The 19946-nt window shown below is 35.5% G+C and carries 20 protein-coding genes; 15 read left to right on the top strand and 5 right to left on the bottom strand.

Going from position 1 to position 19946, the window contains the following annotated elements; genetic code table 11:
- Positions 1 to 52: 52 nt before the first annotated feature.
- A complete protein-coding gene (locus AC1Q8L_RS08245) occupies positions 53 to 649 on the bottom strand; it encodes a hypothetical protein (RefSeq protein WP_000276960.1) in 597 nt (198 codons plus the stop codon).
- Between the two features lie 238 nt (positions 650 to 887).
- Here AC1Q8L_RS08245 and AC1Q8L_RS08240 point away from each other — a divergent pair, with 238 nt between their 5' ends.
- The 13 genes from AC1Q8L_RS08240 to AC1Q8L_RS08180 all read left to right on the top strand — a co-directional run bounded on the left by AC1Q8L_RS08240 (position 888) and on the right by AC1Q8L_RS08180 (position 12118).
- The gene (locus AC1Q8L_RS08240; protein WP_000214819.1) at positions 888 to 1448 is read left to right on the top strand and encodes a nitroreductase family protein; all 561 of its coding nucleotides are present in this window, start codon (positions 888 to 890) and stop codon (positions 1446 to 1448) included.
- Between the two features lie 114 nt (positions 1449 to 1562).
- Positions 1563 to 2978, top strand: coding sequence for a stage V sporulation protein SpoVR (gene spoVR / locus AC1Q8L_RS08235; RefSeq protein WP_001202717.1), 1416 nt, complete (start codon positions 1563 to 1565; stop codon positions 2976 to 2978).
- A gap of 108 nt (positions 2979 to 3086) precedes the next feature.
- Positions 3087 to 4358: a neutral/alkaline non-lysosomal ceramidase N-terminal domain-containing protein gene (locus AC1Q8L_RS08230; protein WP_000034536.1), complete on the top strand. Its 1272-nt coding sequence runs from the start codon at positions 3087 to 3089 to the stop codon at positions 4356 to 4358.
- A 174-nt stretch (positions 4359 to 4532) separates the two neighbouring features.
- Positions 4533 to 5501 carry a trypsin-like serine peptidase gene (locus AC1Q8L_RS08225; RefSeq protein WP_000887279.1) on the top strand — a complete coding sequence of 323 codons (969 nt, stop codon included), beginning with the start codon at positions 4533 to 4535 and terminating at the stop codon, positions 5499 to 5501.
- A 372-nt stretch (positions 5502 to 5873) separates the two neighbouring features.
- Positions 5874 to 7538 (top strand): CoA-disulfide reductase, encoded by a 1665-nt coding sequence (gene cdr, locus AC1Q8L_RS08220; protein WP_086387763.1) that lies wholly within the window; start codon positions 5874 to 5876, stop codon positions 7536 to 7538.
- A 184-nt stretch (positions 7539 to 7722) separates the two neighbouring features.
- Positions 7723 to 7986 (top strand): metal-sensitive transcriptional regulator, encoded by a 264-nt coding sequence (locus tag AC1Q8L_RS08215; RefSeq protein ID WP_000456206.1) that lies wholly within the window; start codon positions 7723 to 7725, stop codon positions 7984 to 7986.
- Positions 7987 to 8074: 88 nt separating this feature from the next.
- Positions 8075 to 8635, top strand: coding sequence for a sulfurtransferase TusA family protein (locus AC1Q8L_RS08210; RefSeq protein ID WP_016513701.1), 561 nt, complete (start codon positions 8075 to 8077; stop codon positions 8633 to 8635).
- A gap of 38 nt (positions 8636 to 8673) precedes the next feature.
- Positions 8674 to 9810, top strand: a complete 1137-nt coding sequence (locus AC1Q8L_RS08205) for an MBL fold metallo-hydrolase (protein ID WP_016513700.1) — start codon at positions 8674 to 8676, stop codon at positions 9808 to 9810.
- A gap of 22 nt (positions 9811 to 9832) precedes the next feature.
- A complete protein-coding gene (locus AC1Q8L_RS08200) occupies positions 9833 to 10063 on the top strand; it encodes a sulfurtransferase TusA family protein (RefSeq protein WP_016513699.1) in 231 nt (76 codons plus the stop codon).
- A 37-nt stretch (positions 10064 to 10100) separates the two neighbouring features.
- Positions 10101 to 10460 carry a rhodanese-like domain-containing protein gene (locus AC1Q8L_RS08195; RefSeq protein ID WP_016513698.1) on the top strand — a complete coding sequence of 120 codons (360 nt, stop codon included), beginning with the start codon at positions 10101 to 10103 and terminating at the stop codon, positions 10458 to 10460.
- Between the two features lie 14 nt (positions 10461 to 10474).
- A complete protein-coding gene (locus AC1Q8L_RS08190; protein ID WP_016513697.1) occupies positions 10475 to 10771 on the top strand; it encodes a rhodanese-like domain-containing protein in 297 nt (98 codons plus the stop codon).
- Positions 10772 to 10840: 69 nt separating this feature from the next.
- Complete coding sequence (locus AC1Q8L_RS08185) at positions 10841 to 11320, top strand: DsrE/DsrF/DrsH-like family protein (RefSeq protein ID WP_000437741.1); 480 nt, start codon at positions 10841 to 10843, stop codon at positions 11318 to 11320.
- Positions 11321 to 11353: 33 nt separating this feature from the next.
- Positions 11354 to 12118, top strand: a complete 765-nt coding sequence (locus tag AC1Q8L_RS08180; RefSeq protein WP_000060742.1) for a sulfite exporter TauE/SafE family protein — start codon at positions 11354 to 11356, stop codon at positions 12116 to 12118.
- Between the two features lie 69 nt (positions 12119 to 12187).
- Here AC1Q8L_RS08180 and AC1Q8L_RS08175 read toward each other — a convergent pair whose 3' ends face one another.
- Positions 12188 to 12628: a hypothetical protein gene (locus AC1Q8L_RS08175; RefSeq protein WP_000642361.1), complete on the bottom strand. Its 441-nt coding sequence runs from the start codon at positions 12626 to 12628 to the stop codon at positions 12188 to 12190.
- A gap of 148 nt (positions 12629 to 12776) precedes the next feature.
- Positions 12777 to 13976 (bottom strand): LCP family protein, encoded by a 1200-nt coding sequence (locus AC1Q8L_RS08170; protein WP_000437407.1) that lies wholly within the window; start codon positions 13974 to 13976, stop codon positions 12777 to 12779.
- 314 nt (positions 13977 to 14290) lie between these two features.
- On the opposite strand from AC1Q8L_RS08170, the gene AC1Q8L_RS08165 reads away from it, so the two are divergent.
- A complete protein-coding gene (locus tag AC1Q8L_RS08165) occupies positions 14291 to 15286 on the top strand; it encodes a YhdH/YhfP family quinone oxidoreductase (RefSeq protein WP_001016998.1) in 996 nt (331 codons plus the stop codon).
- 38 nt (positions 15287 to 15324) lie between these two features.
- Here AC1Q8L_RS08165 and AC1Q8L_RS08160 read toward each other — a convergent pair whose 3' ends face one another.
- Both AC1Q8L_RS08160 and AC1Q8L_RS08155 read right to left on the bottom strand, forming a co-directional pair.
- Positions 15325 to 16980 (bottom strand): Na/Pi cotransporter family protein, encoded by a 1656-nt coding sequence (locus tag AC1Q8L_RS08160; RefSeq protein ID WP_016513696.1) that lies wholly within the window; start codon positions 16978 to 16980, stop codon positions 15325 to 15327.
- Positions 16981 to 17330: 350 nt separating this feature from the next.
- Positions 17331 to 18533: an MFS transporter gene (locus AC1Q8L_RS08155; protein WP_000503255.1), complete on the bottom strand. Its 1203-nt coding sequence runs from the start codon at positions 18531 to 18533 to the stop codon at positions 17331 to 17333.
- 319 nt (positions 18534 to 18852) lie between these two features.
- Here AC1Q8L_RS08155 and AC1Q8L_RS08150 point away from each other — a divergent pair, with 319 nt between their 5' ends.
- On the top strand, positions 18853 to 19941 hold the full coding sequence (locus AC1Q8L_RS08150; protein WP_086402829.1) for a DUF871 domain-containing protein: 1089 nt from the start codon (positions 18853 to 18855) through the stop codon (positions 19939 to 19941).
- The last annotated feature ends 5 nt before the right edge of the window (positions 19942 to 19946 follow it).

Raw genomic sequence — 19946 nt, 5'->3', positions numbered from 1 at the left:
AAAGTTCATAAAGAAAAGGAAGAGTGGTGAATGGCTCTTCCTTTTTAGCATTTTAATTTGTTTTTTGTTCTTTAATAGACTTCACTAATTTCATCATTTCCGCTCGTATATCTTCTCTTTTTACATTTAATTTTTCGGCAATTTGTTTAATGTCCATTCCATCTTTTTTCATTTTTAATACATCATCAAGAGGGGTATTGCTTTTTTGAGAGATGATTGTTAACACAGTAAGATGACGCAATTTGATGTTATATTCTTTCATTTTTTGCTTTAGCTGATCAGGTGTGGATTTTTGCATAGTTGCTAACTGTTGTAGCAGTGCTTGCTTTGTTTCTTTATTCATATGATGCTTTTTCAGCTTACTTGGATCTACACCGAAATGCTCGGCTGTTTTCTCCCAAGATTTATTTTGCTTATAGTAAGCTAAAACATCTTTTATTTCTTTATTACTAATTCTTGCAATATGAGCAGCTTTCCAAATTTCATGTTTGTTATAGCCGAGTTTTTCTAGCGATTGCACTTCTTCTTCTGGAATTGGTTTATGGTGATGCATTGTTACTTCTTTTGGTGTGGCAGCGGAAGCGGGGAAGGTGGATATCCCGCATAATAATGCTGCCATAGTCATACAAACAGCGATTTTTTTGTACATGTAAACTCCTCCTAGATGGATAATGTAGAAAACTGTACACATATCATTTCCATAAAATGTGAAATACTTGTGAACAAATCAAGTTTTTTTATTCACAGTATGAAATGACGTTTTTAGAAGTTTTCCAACATAAAACATTGATTAATAGTAAAAAACTAAGGTATAATCGAAATTGAAAATCAATATCAATGATGACGATAAACTTATACATATAGATAAAAATAAGGGAGAGATAAATATGACTACATATACTTCCATCGCTAATGTGATTAAAGAAAGACGCTCTGTTCGTACATTTACAGACAAAGCAGTAGAAAAAGATTTATTAATTGAACTATTAAACGATGCAACATGGGCACCAAATCATAAGCACCGTGAACCATGGAATTGTAAACTATACATCGGAGAAGGCCGCAAGAAATTAGTAGATGCAGTATTAAACTCTTTCACGGAAGAAGAAAGAGCGAAACGCGGTAAAATTTTATCAGATCGTTTTTTAAGCACGCCTGCACAAATCGTTGTATATATAAATGAAGATCCGCGTCAAATTCAACGTGATGAAGATTATGCTGCAACATGTGCATTCATGCAAAACTTCCAACTTCTTGCTTGGGAACGCGGATTAGGTTGCGTTTGGAAATCAGGCGGATTAAACTACAATCCATTATTTATAGAAGGAATCGGTTTAACAAGAGGCCAACGTATCGTTGGAATTCTTCATATCGGCTATTTCGATAAAGCGCCAGAAGGAAAAGCACGTACTCCGATTACGGAGAAGATGGAGATTATTGAAGGTTAATAGATGAGACATTCTCGTTTTTGCGGGGGTGTCTTTTTATTATGCAATCAATCCTCATGAAAGCTTGTTCTTCATCATACACTTTCTTAAGGGAAAGTGTAAGGAGGGAAAATAATGAGAGCAAGTGACGATAAAGCACTGCAATATGCGATTGCGGAAATTACGGAAATTGCGACTGGATTTGGGCTTGATTTTTATCCGATGCGTTATGAAATATGTCCAGCGGAAATTATTTATACATTTGGTGCATATGGGATGCCGACAAGGTTTTCACATTGGAGTTTTGGAAAACAATTTTTCAGAATGAAATTACAATACGATTTAGGACTTAGTAAAATATACGAACTCGTTATTAACTCTGATCCATGTTACGCCTTTTTATTAGATACGAACTCTTTAATTCAAAACAAATTAATTGTAGCGCACGTTTTAGCACACTGTGACTTCTTCAAAAATAATATTCGTTTTTCAAATACGAAGCGAGATATGGTAGAGAGTATGTCAGCGACAGCTGAACGGGTGAAAGCATATGAGCATAAGTACGGAAAAGAAGAAGTAGAAACATTTTTAGATGCCGTACTTGCCATTCAAGAGCACATTGACCCGTCGCTCATGCGTCCCAAACTTGCGTGGAGTATTGATGATTTAGAAGAAGAAGTAGAAAAGAAAAAGGTATCACAATACGATGATCTATGGAATTTAGATGATCGAAACAAAAAGAGAGAACGATCCAATATACGCAAAAAGAAGAAGATCCCACCGCAACCAGAGAAAGACTTGCTCCTCTTTATTGAAGAATATAGCCGTGAGCTAGAAGATTGGCAGCGTGATATATTAACGATGATGCGTGAAGAAATGTTATATTTCTGGCCGCAGCTTGAAACGAAGATTATGAACGAAGGCTGGGCGTCCTATTGGCATCAACGCATACTTCGTGAAATGGACTTAACATCTGATGAAGCAATTGAATTTGCGAAATTAAATGCGGGTGTTGTACAGCCATCAAAAACAAGCATTAACCCATACTACCTTGGGATTAAAATGTTTGAAGATATTGAAGAACGTTACAATAACCCAACAGAAGAAATGAAACGCCGTGGTGTAAAACCTGGGTCTGGTCGTGACAAAATCTTTGAAGTACGCGAAATTGAATGGGATGTATCGTTCTTAAGAAACTACTTAAATAAAGATCTCGTTATGCGAGAAGATATGTACTTATTCCAGCGCCAAGGAAAAGAATATAAAGTAATAGATAAAGAGTGGGAACATGTGCGTGATCAACTCGTAAATATGCGTACAAATGGCGGCTTCCCGTACTTAGTAGTAGAAGACGGAGACTACTTAAAGAACGGAGAATTGTACATTAAACATAGTTACGAAGGAATCGAGCTCGATTTAAAATACTTAGAAAAAGTATTACCATATCTTCATCAACTATGGGGAAGAACGGTGCATATGGAGTCCATTGTGGAGAGTAAGGGTGTTGTGTTTTCTTATGATGGAAAGATGGTGCATCGGAAGTATGTGTGAGGGGAAGAACGGACATAGGATACTGTGTCCGTTCTTTTTTATTTGGAACAAGGTCAAATATGCTATTCTTTAAAAAAGGGAGTTACATAGAGAAATGGAGCGATTCAAATGAGCAAAATAGGGGTATGTAAGGTTGATATTACGCCGCCTGTAGGTATTGATTTTGTCGGATATCATAGAGAGGCAGGCATAAATAATGTTGAAGAACGTATTTACGGGACAGTTTTTGTATTTGAAAAAGATGAAATGAAGACCGTGTTTATAAGCATTGATAATATCGGTATGTTAGTAGAAGATACGAATATGATTCGTGAACGAGTAGCGAGTGAGGTTCATGTGCCAGTTGAGCGAATAACTGTTGTTTATACTCATACGCATTCCGGTCCAGAGACAGTCGGTGATGATCCGCTAGTGCAGTCGTATAAAATGATTTTAGTAAATAATGTAGTACATGGTGCTGTTACTGCAAATAACAATTTAAAGCGATGCGAAGTTGGATGGGGTGTTACGACAGGTGATATTGGTGTAAACCGACGAGAGAGAACATCTGATGGAAAAGCAAAGATGGGAACAAATATAGAAGGTGTTGTAGATAAGCGAATTGGCATGTTGGCAATAAGAGATGCTGAAACGAAGGAGCTATCTGGGATTATAGTATTTTGTACGGCGCATCCGAATGTTTTAAAAGGTGATAGCGATGAATTATCAGCAGATTATCCTGGAATAACGAGAGAGATTCTAGAGCAGATAGTGAACTGCCCTGTTATTATCGTTCAAGGTGCCGCTGGAAATGTGAATGCGAAGTATCGCGGTTCAAGTGAAGCCTTAAAACAAATGGCTTACATACTTAGTGGACATATATTAACGATGTTGCCAGCAGTTACATATAGCCCAATTTTAAATTTAAGGACAGTTTCAAGTATGATGCAAATGAAGTTGAATGATATTCCTGAAATTGATGAGATACGAAGCATGGCTCGATTAGCCGAGAAGCAGTGGGGCGTGAATACGGATGAATGGGTTGCTATCGTATTAGAGAAATATAGGCAAGGTATTCGGAAGTTACGTATAGATTTAGAAGTTCAACTGTTTCAAGTTAATGATGGTATGTTTTCAGGTATACCGATGGAACCTTTTTCAGAAACTGCCTTAGCAATGAAAGAGAGCCTTCAAAATGAATTGGCTTTCTTTGGTGGATATATGAACGGATATCTTGGTTATTTACCGACAAAAGACGAATATGCATATGGCGGATATGAAGTAGAATTAAGTCCTATTGTGTATGGAACAGTTACAAATTTGTTAATGCCACCGGGAGAGAATACTGCGGAGTTGATTGTGAAAAAGGTTATGGATTTATGTAATATGGTGAAACTTTAATGAGACAGGTTTTTGAACGCAGAGTAAAGAATATGACTCATTGTTTGATTTTGTTAAGTCAATGTAATTAATAATGATAATCATTATTAATTACATTGACTTCTAAAAAAAGAAAAACTAGAATTTATAAAGGGATCTTCAATTGTTCGCTATCATTTGTATAGGAGGTAAGTTATGTTGGATAGCTTTATTTCTATAAGATGTAGGTTGGCTCTTTATAGTTTTGGTGTTCTTTTTATCTTTTTTTGTACAGTATTTTTGGTGAATCAGAAGGTGTATGCAGAAGATGTACCGTGGACATCAGTTTCAAATGAGGGAGAACGTGTACTTTTTCAAGAACAATCTTTGTATAGTAATGATCGAAGGGGAGAAGATCTTGTTTCACCTTCATTTGAAGGGCGTAAACATGGTGGGGAAGATTGGGGAGCCTTCTTAGAAAATACGAAGTTAAATTATTCACCTAACATTCTTACCTATTCTGTTATAGGAATAGATGATCGAATACGGGTTAATGATACAACTTCATATCCGTATAGTGCTGTAGTCCATATAGCAACTCAGTATAATAGTGGAGAAATTTATGGATGTACAGGAGCACTAATTAGTAAAGATACAGTGCTGACAGCTGGACATTGTATTTACAATAAAGAAATTGGTGGATGGGCGACAAATGTTATTGTAACTCCAGGACGTAATGGAGGACAAGCACCGTATTTACCTTATAAAGGAACAAAACTTTACTCGGTAAGTGGATGGACTGATAACGAAAATTCAAATTATGATTATGGAACGATTAAATTAAATGGGTCTCCAGGAGATTATACGGGTTGGTTTGGATATAGAACTACCTATGTAGAATCACCAAAAGGTTTACTTGCGGTGATTCCTGGATATCCAGCTGATAAAATAGGAAATGAACGTTACACAATGTGGAGAGATTATGGTCCAATTGAAGGTGTTAATCCTAGCAGACTAACATACAAGATTGATACTTATGAAGGGCAAAGTGGATCACCTGTATATCATTATTTTGATACAGGTATCAAAATAATAGCCATTCATACAAGAGGAAATAAAAATATGAATTTTGGAAATCGGATAACAGACAATGTGTTTAATAATATTAAAAGATGGTCTGAATAAATATAGTAAATCCATTTGGAGTCATTTTCTTAGATTGTGGTATTTAAGAATTTTAAGCGAAATATATTTAACTTCAAGTGAAACTATTGAGTTTGGAAATTTAAATGTAGGTGTAGTTCAGTTATCTAAAACAAGTATTCCCTCATACTACACCATTTTTAGGTATTGATGTAATAGTAAAGAAAGTTATAGAACAGAACTATATGAAAAAGAACTTGGAAATATCTAAGTTCTTTTTTGTTTCAAATTTGTGAAAGAAAGACATATTGATTGAAATTAAATTTTTTATACCCTATTATATACCCATACAGGTATAGGTTTTTGTGTGATTCATGAAAAAATTAAATAATAAATAACATGGAGGTTTGAAATATGTCTAGAAAAATTGTTGTAGTAGGCGGAGTTGCTGGCGGGGCATCAGTAGCTGCAAGGCTTCGTCGTTTAAGTGAGGAAGATGAAATTATTATGGTTGAACGCGGTGAATACATTTCGTTCGCAAACTGTGGATTGCCATATTATATTGGCGGTGTCATTACAGAAAGACAAAAGTTATTAGTACAAACTGTTGAAAGGATGTCAAAACGTTTTAATTTAGATATACGTGTATTGAGTGAAGTTGTAAAGATTAATAAAGAAGAGAAAACAATTACGATAAAGAATGTAACTACAGATGAAACATATAACGAGGAATATGATGTTTTGATTCTTTCACCAGGGGCGAAACCAATTGTTCCACCTATTCCGGGCATTGAAGAAGCGAAGGCGTTGTTTACGTTACGAAATGTACCTGATACAGATCGTATAAAAGCGTATATTGATGAGAAGAAACCACGTCATGCGACGGTTATTGGTGGAGGATTTATTGGAGTGGAAATGGTTGAGAATTTAAGAGAACGCGGGATTGATGTTACTCTTGTAGAGATGGCGAATCAAGTAATGCCACCAATCGATTATGAAATGGCAGCATACGTACATGAACATATGAGAAATCACAATGTTGAGCTTGTTTTAGAAGATGGTGTAGATGCGTTAGAAGAAGACGGGGCTATTGTACGTTTAAAAAGTGGCTCAGTTATAAAAACAGATATGATTATTTTAGCAATTGGTGTACAACCAGAGAGTAGTTTAGCGAAAGAGGCAGGATTAGCATTGGGAGTTAGAGGAACGATAAAGGTAAATGAGAAATTTCAAACATCTGACCCATATGTATATGCAATTGGTGATGCGATTGAAGTGAAAGATTTTGTTACAGAAATAGAAACGATGATTCCTTTAGCGTGGCCAGCTAATCGTCAAGGTCGCATGTTAGCAGATATTATTCATGGTCATACGGATTCTTTATATAAAGGTACGATGGGAACTTCTGTGGCTAAAGTTTTTGATTTAACAGTTGCTTCGACTGGAGTGAATGAGAAAATATTAAAACGACTAAATATACCCTATGAGGTAGTACATGTACAGGCAAATTCTCATGCAGGATACTATCCGAATGCTACGCCAGTGCTAATAAAATTAATCTTTAATAAAGAAAGCGGAAAAATTTACGGAGCACAGGCTTTAGGGCGTGATGGGGTAGATAGGCGTATCGATGTTATTGCAACGGCAATGAAGGCAAATTTAACTGTAATCGATTTACCAGATTTAGAATTATCATATGCCCCGCCGTATTCTTCTGCAAAAGATCCAGTAAACATGGTGGGGTATGCTGCAAGTAATATAGTAGATGGTTTTGTGGACACAGTGCAATGGCATGAAATAGATCACATTGTTAAAAATGGTGGGTACCTTATTGATGTTCGAGAACCTAATGAACTAAAACAGGGAATGATTAAAGGCTCTATTAATATTCCATTAGATGAATTACGTGATCGATTGGAGGAAGTACCAATGGACAAAGAAATATATATCACTTGCCAACTTGGTATGAGAGGGTATGTTGCAGCGCGTATGTTAATGGAAAAGGGATATAAGGTAAAGAATGTAGATGGTGGTTTTAAGTTGTATGGGACAGTATTGCCAGAACGTGTTGTATATTGATATTTTTCATCTTCTACTTAAAAATTTAGTGGAAGATGAAAATCTATAGATTAAGGTTTTATTTTTTGGTTTGCGAACATATAAGACAAAAATTAAAAATAGGGGTTTACAAAATACCCTACAGGGTATAATATATTGTCATAGGTTATAAATGGTGACATAATGGTAATGAGGTGATTATAGAATGGAATATAATCAAGATATGAAAAATAGATTGAAACGTATTGAAGGTCAAGTTCGTGGTGTGCTTCGTATGATGGAAGAAGGAAAAGATTGCCGAGAAGTTATTACACAGTTAACAGCATCTCGTTCTGCACTTGATCGTACAATTGGACTCGTTGTTGGAACGAATTTAGAGCAATGTTTGCGTGAACAGTTTGAAAGTGGTAATGGTTCAAATGAAGAGTTAATTAAAGAAGCTGTTCAATTACTTGTAAAAAGCCGATAATCTGTCAAACGTAAGTGTTGACAGATTTTCAAAAACGTTTTAATATACCCCTACAGGTATACGTATATAAATTGTGGAGGAATCGATTATGAGTATAAAAGTGGATATGAGTTTAGATTGTAAAGGTTTGGCTTGTCCGATGCCTATTGTGAAAACGAAGAAGGCAATAGAAGGGTTAACACCAGGGCAGGTGATTGAAGTTAAGGCAACAGATAAAGGATCTACGGTAGATATAAAAAGTTGGGCGGGTAAAGTAGGACATCAATATATCGGGACGAAACACGAGGGTGATGTATTGGTGCATTATGTTAGGAAAGCAAACGAGCATGAAGTGAATGAAATTGTGAAATATCCTCATACAATTATGAATGCAGAATTACAGTCTATATTGTCTAATGGAGAAGAGAACATTGTATTAGATGTTCGCGAAGCAGCGGAATTTGCTTTTGGCCATATTCCATCCGCCATTTCGGTACCATTAGGTGAATTAGACAGCGCAGTATTAGATAAGACGAAGCAAATTTATGTTATTTGTCGAACTGGTAACCGTAGTGATGTAGCTTGCCAAATGTTGAATGAGAAAGGTTATTTAAATGTGAAAAATGTCATTCCAGGTATGGTAGAGTGGCAAGGGAATATAGAGAAGTAAATTTTTTTGAATAAAAATATACCTATGGGGGTAATGAAATGAATGTTAAACCGTTACAAGCAAAAGATGTGGCAGAGAAAATTTTATTCGGAGAGTTATTCATTTTAGATGTTCGTAATGAGACGGATTATGAAGATTGGAAAATTGAAGGGAAACAAGTTTCTTCTATTAATAGACCTTACTTTGACTTATTAGATGGTGTAGATCATATTGTAAGTGAATTACCTAAAGATAAAGATGTTTTAGTAGTATGTGCAAAAGAAGGGTCTTCTATATTTGTGGCAGAGCAATTAACAGAGGCGGGATTACAAAATATTTATTATTTAGCTGGTGGCATGAAAGCTTGGAGTGAATATGTGAAGCCGTTAAAAGTAGGGGATGTACAGGGCGGAGGAAGTATATATCAATTTAATCGCCTTGGAAAAGGCTGTTTATCTTATATGGTTGTTTCTAACGATGAAGCAGCAGTTATTGATGCAGTAAGAACGGTTGAAGCATATGAGGAGTTTGCGAAAGAGCATGGTGTTACGATTACGAATGTAATGGATACACATTTACATGCAGACCATATTTCTGGTGGGCGTAAGTTAGCAGAAAAGGTAGGTGGTACGTATTGGTTACCGCCAAAAGATGCCGAGGAAGTCGTTTTCTCATATGAACCACTTGTAGAAGGATCTGTTATTACGGTGGGGGGTACAAAGATTGAAATTGACGCGTTATACTCACCAGGGCATACGATTGGAAGTACGTCATTTATTGTAGATGATTCTTATTTATTATCAGGCGATATTTTATTTGTAGATTCAATTGGACGTCCTGATCTTGCTGGTAAGGCTGAAGATTGGGTGAGTGATTTAAGAAATACGTTATATACACTTTATAAGGAACTGTCTCAAGATTTAATTGTTTTACCAGCTCATTATTCAAAAATAAGTGAAATGGATGAAAGTGGTATTGTGAGTGCGAGCTTACAAGATCTATTTAAAGAGAATGTAGGGTTAAATATTGCTGATGAAATAGAGTTTCGTAAAACTGTGACAGAGAACTTACCGCCACAACCAAATGCATACGAAGAAATTCGTCAAACGAATATGGGGAAAATTCATCCGAGTGTGGAAGAAGAGCGTGAAATGGAGATTGGCCCAAATCGTTGTGCAGTGCATGAGTCATTATAAAAATAACAAATTGGAGGAATTGATGATGAATATAAAACAAGTATTAGATGCGAAAGGTTTAGCATGTCCAATGCCGATTGTAAGAACGAAGAAAGCGATGGATACTTTGCAAACTGGAGAAGTGTTAGAAGTACATGTAACGGATAAAGGATCAGTTAAGGATATTCCAGCGTGGGCAAATAAAGGTGGTCATGACATCGTAAAGCATGTAGAAGAAGCTGATGTGCTAAAATTTTGGATTAAGAAGGCGTAGGAAAAAATATTGTTATAAATGCAGAGAGGGTGGTTATATGAACACAATAGTAAGTACGCTTTTCATTGTACTTGCTACATGGTTTGTTATTTCACGATTTTTACCAGTGAAAGGTGTGCAAAATATCAGTGGAAAAGAATTAAAGAATATAGTGGAAAAAAAGGGGAAACAACTTATCGATGTTCGTACAGTAGGTGAATATAGAGGAAATCATATGAAAGGATTTCAGAATATCCCGTTAAATGAGTTAGCTAGTAGAGCAAGTCAGTTAGATAAAAATAAGGAAGTAATCGTTATTTGCCAAAGTGGAATGAGAAGTAAGCAAGCTGCAAAGATGTTGAAAAAACTAGGGTTTCAGCAAGTAATAAACGTTTCAGGTGGTATGAATGCTTTGTGAGGAGGGACTTTAAAATGAAAGAAATGACAGCAAAAGAATTAGAAGAAAAATTGTTACGTAAAGAAGCAGTAAATATCGTAGATGTCCGTGAAGTAGAAGAAGTAGCAGAAGGAAGAATTCCAGAAGCATGTAATATTCCGCTAAGGCTATTAGAGTTTCGAATGCATGAATTAAATAAAAATCAGGAATATATTATCGTTTGTCGTTCAGGCGGGAGAAGTGCAAGAGCTGTTCAATTTTTAGAAAGTTACGGTTTTCAAGTAATCAATGTGGTAGGTGGTATGTTAGCGTGGGAAGGTAAAGTCATATAGTGAAGTAAGTGATTTGGGCCTTTTTATAAACAGATAAATACCCCTATAGGTAATTGGAGGGAGAACAATATGGAACAACAGAAGAAAACGACAATCGTGTTATTTAGCGGAGATTACGATAAAGCAATGGCTGCTTATATTATTGCAAATGGTGCAGCGGCGTATGACCAAGAGGTAACTATTTTTCATACTTTCTGGGGATTAAATGCTTTAAGGAAAGATGAACATGTGAATGTAAAGAAAACATTTATAGAAAAAGTATTTGGAAAAATGATGCCACGCGGTGCCGATAAGATGGGATTATCCAAAATGAATTTTGCTGGCATGGGGCCAAAGATGATTAAAGGCATTATGAAAAAACATAACGCAATGCCTTTGCCAGATTTAATTGATTTGGCGAAAGAACAAGGAATTAAACTTGTAGCTTGTCAAATGACAGTAGATTTATTAGGGTTAAAAGAGGAAGAGATTATGGAAGGGGTAGAGTTTGCAGGCGTAGGGGCATATTTAGCAGATGCTTCGGATGGGAATGTAAACTTATTCATTTAAATCACCTTCTTTTTAGAAGGCGGGGGATGTAAGATGAGCTTAGTCGTATTACTTTTTATAATTGGGTTTATAGGATCGTTTATATCAGGAATGGTTGGGATTGGTGGCGCGATTATTAATTATCCAATGATCTTATACATTCCAGTATTGCTAGGATTTACTGGCTATACGTCACATGAAGTGAGCGGTATTACAGCGGTACAAGTATTCTTTGCAACTTTTGCAGGCGCGTGGGCATACCGGAAAAGTAATGACATGAATAAAACATTAGTTATGTATATGGGAGCTAGTATATTAATAGGAAGCTTCATAGGGAGTTTCGGTGCTAACATATTAGAGGAACATACAGTTAATGTTGTTTATGCAGCATTAGCTACAATTGCAGCTATTATGATGTTTGTACCGAAACAAAATAATAGTGGAGATGTGAAGTATAATAAATGGTTAGCAAGCTTGTTAGCGTTCGTTGTAGGGGGAGCTTCAGGCATTATAGGAGCTGGAGGTTCGTTCCTTTTAGTTCCCATTATGCTAGTTATTTTAAAATTACCACTGCGCATGACGATCGCAACATCTATCGCTATTACGTTTATTTCCTCAATAGGGATTACTACAGGAAAAGTGATTACTGGGCAAGTAGTTATCATTCCAGCTCTAATTATTGCGGTTGCCAGTATATTTGCTGCGCCACTTGGAGCACGAGTCGGGAAGAGGCTAAATCAAAAAGTACTGCAATATGTATTGTCCACTTTAATTGTAGGCACTGCTGTTAAAATGTGGATCGATATGATATCAAAATAAAAGGATGGTGCTGCTTACAGCCCATCCTTTTATTTATTGCCCGTAAACCTAACGGATTATAGTTTTACTTTATGCCCAAATAACTTTCATTAAGTTTTTATATTCGTCATTTGCTAATTTATATAGCATTCTCGTATGTTCAAAGACAAGTGCTGGATTAAAGTTTGGTTCTGAGAATGCAAGAGATGCTGAAATATCAATTGCATTTTGCTTGTTTAATGTGAATTTTGCAAAGCGATAAGATGTGTTTAATTCATTAATAACATGTAAAATATCATTTGTTGATGTTGCATCAGGCACGTGAGCAACATTGAAGCAGTATATATCTACCGTAGGATGTTCGTTTTGGAAAGCAGCGATAAGTTGAATTTTTGCGCCAGCTTCTGTCTCTAATCCTACTGAAAAATGAACAGAGCCATCATTTTCATCTATATTTTCTTCCATGTATATATCGTTGGATTTTAAGTAGTCTTTAAAATCTGAGATGTTATGTTTTACTGCAGCTTTCATATGTATGAGCCCCCTGATAATTGGAATAGATTGCTACTATTTATTATAATTTAAAAATATTAAAAAAGATAGTTAGAAAGTTCTGATTTTTGATTCTGAAGAAATAAAAAGAAGCAGTACTCTACCTCCATAGAGTACTGCTTCTTTACTATTCATTGTCGCTAGACGATGTTTCTGTATCTTCACTGCTATTTTTGTTTTTATTTTTCACTTCATTGTTACTTGATTCGCGTTCACTTGAATTTTCAGACTTAGATTCTTTTGTCTTTTTCGAATCAGAGTCTGAGTCAGACTTTGTATATGCAGGTAGCCCAAGATGAGTACGAAGTTCATTTGTAACATTAGCTAATTCTTTTTTATCTGGATTGTAGTAGTAAGTTCGACCACCACCAGCAGATTTGCTACATGTATCGTCACCTTTTGCCATATAGCAATCATCACCTTGGATTTGTAATTTCTCAATTTCCGAATCCGATCCATATTTATAGAATGAAAGCATATCATCAAATGTTAAGTTTGTAACGAATTGTCCGTTAATATCATCAATGATGTTGCCAACTTTTGTTACAGAACCAACACTTGTTAGTTTCTTTAAAATAGCCTCGATAACGAGTTGTTGACGTTGTCCACGCATTGCATCACTATCGATGTGTCTTGTTCTAGCAAGAGCAAGAGCTTCTTCGCCATTTAACTTTTGAACACCTTTTTCTAGGTGAATTGCCTCAGCATTATCATTGCTATCTTGCTCAGTAAATTCAACTGGTACATCAACTTCAACACCGCCCAAGTCATCGACGATTTTTATAAATGATTTAAAGTTAAATTTCACAAAATAATCGACAGGAACATTCATTAATTTTTCAACTGCATCAATGCTTGCTTGTGGTCCGCCATTTTTTCCGTTTTTAGCAGAACCGAATGCATGAGCGTGTGTAATTTTATCTTTTTTCTTTTCTATTGGAATATAAGTATATGTGTCACGTGGGATACTCAATAGTTTAACAGTTTTGCTATCTTTATTAAATGTTGCAAGTAAAAGCGCATCTGTTCTTATAGCTTCACCATATTCTTTTCCTCGGACATCGCTTTCATCAACACCCATTATTAAAACAGAGACGTTATTTGTAATAGGTTTTACAGCTTTATCTCGTAAATCAGATTTATCACCGCGTGCTAAATCGTGTGCGGCATTTCGAACAGCAGAAGATGCTTTATTTACTAAAAACCAAGTATAACCGCCGCCTATTAATAAAACGAATAGTATAGCGCTTATAATAATTTTTATTTTTTTCTTATTTTTTTTCGGTTTACTGCGTGTATTTTCTTGCAAAGATGGGTTTTGCTCCATTTCTTGTACTCCTTCATTTGGATTGAAATACGACACTCATATCCACTTATTATAATGAAATTTAGCGAAAAAAAACATTACAAATCATTTACATTTCGTAAAAATTCAATTTATTTATAAAAAGTCAGATTTTCTATATATTATTTTGTAGATGTAGAATAAGTATAAGGGCTATTAGTAGAAATGAAAATATATATTATGAGAAAGAGATAGGGAAGTAAGATTTGTTGAAATATAGCCAAGAAGAAATGAGTAAGCTTACTTATTTCTTCTATATAATAAAGAAGAATTTGACGGATAAAGGAGAGAGCATAATGAATCATACATCATTCCGAGCAATCGTTGTGAACGAAACGGGAAATCATCAGTTTGTAAGAAAAGTTGTTGAGAGAGAAGTAAGTAGTTTACCTGAGGGAGACGTACTCATACAAGTTCATTATTCTTCATTAAATTATAAAGATGCCCTTTCAGCTACTGGTAATAAAGGGGTTACGAGAACGTATCCCCATACGCCAGGAATTGATGCCGCAGGAGAAGTTGTGAGTAGTGAAGATAACTCCTTTAAGGTAGGAGATCAAGTTATTGTAACGGGATATGACTTAGGTATGAATACCTCTGGTGGTTTCGGAGAATATATTCGCGTCCCATCATCTTGGGTCGTGCCTTTACCAGAAGGAATGTCATTAAAGGAAAGTATGATGTATGGGACAGCGGGTTTTACTGCTGCTTTATCGGTATATAAGCTTATTGGAGCAGGAATCAAGCCTAGTATGGGAGATGTTTTAGTAACGGGTGCTACAGGCGGCGTAGGGAGTGTAGCTGTTAGTATATTAAGTAAGTTAGGGTTTAACGTAGTAGGAGCGACAGGGAAAATGGAAGAGGAACAGATGCTACTACGTCTAGGAGCGAAAAAAGTGATTCATCGCGCGGAATTGAATGATGAATCAGGAAGACCGATGTTAAAAGGGATATACGCCGGAGTTATCGATACTGTAGGTGGACATATGTTAGAAACAGCTTTAAAAACAGTAAAGTATGGTGGTTGTGTAACGACATGCGGTAATGTGGCAGGCCAGGAACTACAAACAACAGTATATCCATTTATTTTACGAGGCATAAGCCTTTTAGGGGTAGATTCCGTGCAATGTCCAGTGGATGTGAGAAGAGATGTGTGGACGCTTTTAGCGAAAGAATGGGGAAATAAAGAATTACTATCTTATACAGAAGAATGTACATTAGAAGAATTAGAGAAGAAGTTTACACTTATATTGCAAGGAAAGTTAAAAGGAAGAACAGTTGTTAAAATATAATGAAAAAAGAGACGCTTAAGTTAGCGTCTCTTTTTTCATTATAATGATTGTTTTAAATTGATTTTTCCTTGTTCGCCTAAAACACCGTCAGCGATATTTACAGCGTGATCGCCAATGCGCTCTAAGTTACTTACCATATCGACGAAGATGATACTTGCATCACCTGAACAGCTGCGTTCGTTTAGACGTAATACGTGACGTTTACGAAGAACACGTTCCATTTGGTCGATTTTGCGTTCTTTTGCAATAACAGTTTGAGCTAGTTCAGTATCGAAGTTTGTTAAAGCTTCAACTGAGTCTTGCAGTGTTGAAATTGTTAATTCAAGCATTTCGTTTAACTCAGCTAATGCTTCGTTTGATAGTGAAACACGATTTGAAATTTGGAAATCTACAAGTTCTACAAGGTTTTCTACATGATCACCGATACGTTCAATATCTCCAACAACACCTGCTAAAACAGAATGTTTTTCAGAATCCGTAGGTGAAAGTGGCTTTTCTGATAGTAAAACTAAATACTCGGTAATTTTTTTATCTAAATTGTTAATAGCTCCTTCTAATTGAGTAGCCATGTTTGCGTGTTTTTTGTCTTGTGTATTTAAAAATTGATTTGCTTCTTTTAATCCATGTAATGAGAACTCAGCCATACGGATAATCTCTTTTTGAGCTTCAGTTAAAGCGATGGCTGGAGATTGTTCAATAAAGATTGGATTTAAATGTTGCGGTTTGAAATTAATAGCAGAATCTTCGCCGCGGATAATTTTTGTTACAATCCATGCTAATACTGCAATGAATGGGAACTGAATGATTGTATTTGTTACGTTAAATGTTCCGTGTGCAAATGCAATAGTCATTTCTGGATTCAAGTTTAATGATGTTTGGAAATATTGAATTAAACTTGTAAATGGTACTAATAAAATTGTAAAGATAATTGTACCGATAATATTAAAGATAACGTGAACTAATGCTGCACGTCTTGCTGCAATTGAAGTACCGATTGCTGCTAATACTGCTGTAATTGTCGTACCGATGTTATCACCGAATAATACAGGAAGAGATGCTTGTAAATCGATTGCACCTTGACCGAATAGTTCTTGTAAAATACCGATTGTTGCACTTGAGCTTTGTACAATTAAAGTGAAGACTGTACCGACAACAATTCCTAAAATTGGATTATCACTCATGCTAATCATTAAATCTTGGAATGACTCTAAAGAACGAAGAGGTTTCATACCTGCGCTCATTAATTCTAAACCGAAGAATAGCATACCAAAACCGAATACAACTTGACCTACAGAATGTACTTTTTTATTTTTAAAGAAGAATAGTAAGATCGCTCCAACTGCCATAACTGGGAGAGCATATTCTCCGATTTTAATTCCGATAATAAATGCAGTAACTGTCGTACCGATGTTTGCACCCATAATAACACCGATTGCTTGTCTTAATGTCATAAATCCGGCACTTACAAGTCCGACTGTTAAAGCGGTTGTTCCTGAACTGGATTGGATTAATACAGTAACTAACATACCTGCTAGTACACCCATAAGTGGGTTTGTTGTAAAACGATCTAGAATATCACGAAGACGATCTCCAGCTGCTTGTTGCAGTCCATCGCCCATGTATTTAATCCCGAATAAGAAAATACCTAATCCACCAATGAACTGGAAGATCATATCTTGAACATTATATTCCACGCATTCCACTCCTTAAATTTCATGTACGATGTAATTATTAACTGAACCTTGAGGCACTGTAAACGGTTTGGTAGTAAAATTTACACTAATTTTACAAAGAGAAGAAAAGTTTACAATCCCTTAAAGAAACAGCTGTATTTTATTGGTTTTCATCTTGTATAAATCTTAATTTTGTAAAGAAATCACACTTTTTAGAATAATAATGTCCAGTTGAATATCAAGGAAAGCGTCTGCGAGTTCATCGTATATTTTTTGATGAAAGTTAAAAAAATATGTAGGAAAATGCATGTAGTTTTATAACAGCAAAACGAGGGGGAATAATTTTTTAACACGATAAAAAAGCCACTGATTTATCCAGCAGCTTTTTCCGTGTTTTTATCGCTATGCTTTTGTTTTCTTATGCTTGTAATGTAAATGAAGAGAAAAGCAATAAGTAATAGAGAGGAGTAACGATATACAGTTGCATAGTTTGTAAAATGAGCAATAAATCCAAATATAATAGCTCCAGCGCCGATTCCAAGGTCAAATGCGGAGAAGAATGTAGCCGTTGCTACGCCGCGTCGATGCGGTGCTACGCGGTCAATCATCCATGCTTGTAGTGCAGGTTGGATCGCTCCAAAACCACTTCCGTAACATGCTGCAGCAATAATTAAGCTCGGAATTGTCGTCGTATACGACAATAAAATAATACCTGTAAACGTTATAATAACTCCCGGAATAATGACGAATGTATGGCCTTTTGCATCATATAGCTTTCCAGAGAATGGACGAGTTACAGCGATTGCTAGTGCGTTACATAAAAAGAAGAGGCTAATATCAGCTATGCCCACTTCTGTAGCAAATAGTGTGATAAAACTTCCGATTCCTCCGTACATTAATGTAATACATAATATTAATAATGAAGGAAGTAAAGCTTTACGCTCAATAAATCCATCGAGAAAAGTACTAGATGATTGTTGTGGAGGCTGTTTCGTTTTTTGGATTTGAAGTAGTTTCGTTAATATTAATGAAACAATTGTGCACGATAATGCACATAAAAAAAGAATTGTGAAGTTATATGTTTGCATAAGCCATAGTCCGATAAGTGGACCGAGGGCCATTGCGATTGTTCCAGAAAGACCAAAATATCCCATGCCTTCTCCGCGGCGAGCTGAGGGAATTAAATCAGAAACGACAGTTCCATATGTAGTCGTTGTAATACCGAAACCAGCTCCGTGTAAAATACGAACAGCAAGCAAGAGAAAGATAGTTGAGGCGAAAAGGTAACTGCCCATAGCAAGTAAACAAATAGCAGTACCGATCATTAAAATGATTTTTTTATTGAATTTTTGCAAGGCATTCCCAGTTAGCGGTCTAACAAAAAGTGCCGCAACGGTAAACATGCCGACAACCAATCCGATATTGGAACTTGTGCCACCAATTTCTTTCACATAAACAGGTAAGGTTGGAATTAACATTTGAAACCCTAAAAACATACATAAGTTTGCAAAAATTAAAGCAACAAACTCTTTTGTCCATAACGGTTCTCGTTTTACGAGTATTGCTTCTCCCATATATTCATCCCCTATATAAAATTTTCTCTTTTCTTTCGAGTATATGTATTGGCCAATGAAACAGTCAAGGAAGGTGTCTTGAAAACGGATAACAATTTTTAAGATGAAAAACTGACAAATTTGTGTAAAAGCTACACAACTATGAAAAAAAGATGTAAAGTATAGATGTATAGACTTGTAGGTGTTAAGAATGATAGAAATTGTTTTTTCTTTAAAGAAAGCGGATTCAAAAGGGTAGTGAACAAGAAGGGGATATATACTTTTTCACTACATATATTTGAAAAGGTTTACAATATGATGAAGAAAGAGGCGTGTACATATGAGACGATTAGGTATTTCTATTTATCCAGAACATTCAACAGTAGAGAAAGATAAGGAGTATTTAACATTAGCAAGTAAATATGGATTTACACGTGTGTTCACATGTTTATTATCTGTGGATGGAGAAAAAGAGAAAATTATAGAAGAATTTAAAGAAACGATCTCTCATGCGAATGCATTAGGGTTCCAAGTATTAGTTGATATTAGTCCATCTGTTTTTGAACAATTAGGTATTTCGTATAATGATTTATCATTCTTCCATGAATTAGGTGCGTACGGTATTCGTTTAGATGTTGGTTTCTCAGGATTAGAAGAATCAATTATGACTTATAATCCGTATGGTTTGAAAATTGAGATTAATATGAGTAATGGTACGAAGTATGTAGATAACATTATGAGTCATAGACCAAATCGTGAAAATTTAATTGGTTGTCATAATTTTTATCCGCATCGTTATTCAGGGTTATCATACGATCATTTCATTAAATGCTCGAAACAATTTAAAGATTACGGTATGAGAACGGCTGCTTTTATTTCATCATTTGATGCAACATACGGACCTTGGCCAGTAACAGAAGGGTTATGTACATTAGAGCAGCATCGTGAATTACCGATGACAACACAGGCGAAGCATTTATTTGCGACGGAATTAATTGATGATATTATTATTGCAAACGCATATGCGTCAGAAGAAGAATTACAAGCACTAGGTGCATTAAATAAAGAGAAACAAACATTTGATATAGAACTATATGATACAACGACAGAATTAGAAAGAATTATCGTATTAGACGAACCACATTTTTATCGCGGAGATGTATCTGAATATATGATTCGTTCTACACAAAGTCGTGTGAAATATAAAAAAGAAGAGTTTAAACCTCATAATACGCGTGAAATTAAGCGTGGAGATTTATTAATTGATAATGAACAATATGGCCAGTATAAAGGCGAATTACAAATTGCATTAAAAGATATGGTGAATACAGGAAAAACAAATGTAGTTGGTCGAATTATAGAAGAAGAAATTTTCTTATTAGATTATTTACAAGCATGGGATAAATTCGGGTTCACATTAAAGAAATAGAGAGA

The sequence above is a fragment of the Bacillus sp. GW823-FHT06A11 genome (genome assembly GCF_058795355.1).
This window is presented reverse-complemented; position numbering and strand designations above follow the sequence as displayed.

What these genes read in the sequence shown, in the direction of transcription:
- AC1Q8L_RS08190 (WP_016513697.1), top strand. Translation starts at nt 10,475, where the DNA reads ATGAAAGAAATGACAGCAAAAGAATTAGAAGAAAAATTGTTACGTAAA.
- AC1Q8L_RS08245 (WP_000276960.1), bottom strand. Translation starts at nt 649, where the DNA reads ATGTACAAAAAAATCGCTGTTTGTATGACTATGGCAGCATTATTATGC.
- cdr (WP_086387763.1), top strand. Translation starts at nt 5,874, where the DNA reads ATGTCTAGAAAAATTGTTGTAGTAGGCGGAGTTGCTGGCGGGGCATCA.
- AC1Q8L_RS08175 (WP_000642361.1), bottom strand. Translation starts at nt 12,628, where the DNA reads ATGAAAGCTGCAGTAAAACATAACATCTCAGATTTTAAAGACTACTTA.
- AC1Q8L_RS08195 (WP_016513698.1), top strand. Translation starts at nt 10,101, where the DNA reads ATGAACACAATAGTAAGTACGCTTTTCATTGTACTTGCTACATGGTTT.
- AC1Q8L_RS08165 (WP_001016998.1), top strand. Translation starts at nt 14,291, where the DNA reads ATGAATCATACATCATTCCGAGCAATCGTTGTGAACGAAACGGGAAAT.
- AC1Q8L_RS08230 (WP_000034536.1), top strand. Translation starts at nt 3,087, where the DNA reads ATGAGCAAAATAGGGGTATGTAAGGTTGATATTACGCCGCCTGTAGGT.
- AC1Q8L_RS08200 (WP_016513699.1), top strand. Translation starts at nt 9,833, where the DNA reads ATGATGAATATAAAACAAGTATTAGATGCGAAAGGTTTAGCATGTCCA.
- AC1Q8L_RS08180 (WP_000060742.1), top strand. Translation starts at nt 11,354, where the DNA reads ATGAGCTTAGTCGTATTACTTTTTATAATTGGGTTTATAGGATCGTTT.
- AC1Q8L_RS08210 (WP_016513701.1), top strand. Translation starts at nt 8,075, where the DNA reads ATGAGTATAAAAGTGGATATGAGTTTAGATTGTAAAGGTTTGGCTTGT.
- AC1Q8L_RS08240 (WP_000214819.1), top strand. Translation starts at nt 888, where the DNA reads ATGACTACATATACTTCCATCGCTAATGTGATTAAAGAAAGACGCTCT.
- AC1Q8L_RS08150 (WP_086402829.1), top strand. Translation starts at nt 18,853, where the DNA reads ATGAGACGATTAGGTATTTCTATTTATCCAGAACATTCAACAGTAGAG.
- AC1Q8L_RS08225 (WP_000887279.1), top strand. Translation starts at nt 4,533, where the DNA reads ATGTTGGATAGCTTTATTTCTATAAGATGTAGGTTGGCTCTTTATAGT.
- AC1Q8L_RS08170 (WP_000437407.1), bottom strand. Translation starts at nt 13,976, where the DNA reads ATGGAGCAAAACCCATCTTTGCAAGAAAATACACGCAGTAAACCGAAA.
- AC1Q8L_RS08185 (WP_000437741.1), top strand. Translation starts at nt 10,841, where the DNA reads ATGGAACAACAGAAGAAAACGACAATCGTGTTATTTAGCGGAGATTAC.
- spoVR (WP_001202717.1), top strand. Translation starts at nt 1,563, where the DNA reads ATGAGAGCAAGTGACGATAAAGCACTGCAATATGCGATTGCGGAAATT.
- AC1Q8L_RS08215 (WP_000456206.1), top strand. Translation starts at nt 7,723, where the DNA reads ATGGAATATAATCAAGATATGAAAAATAGATTGAAACGTATTGAAGGT.
- AC1Q8L_RS08155 (WP_000503255.1), bottom strand. Translation starts at nt 18,533, where the DNA reads ATGGGAGAAGCAATACTCGTAAAACGAGAACCGTTATGGACAAAAGAG.
- AC1Q8L_RS08205 (WP_016513700.1), top strand. Translation starts at nt 8,674, where the DNA reads ATGAATGTTAAACCGTTACAAGCAAAAGATGTGGCAGAGAAAATTTTA.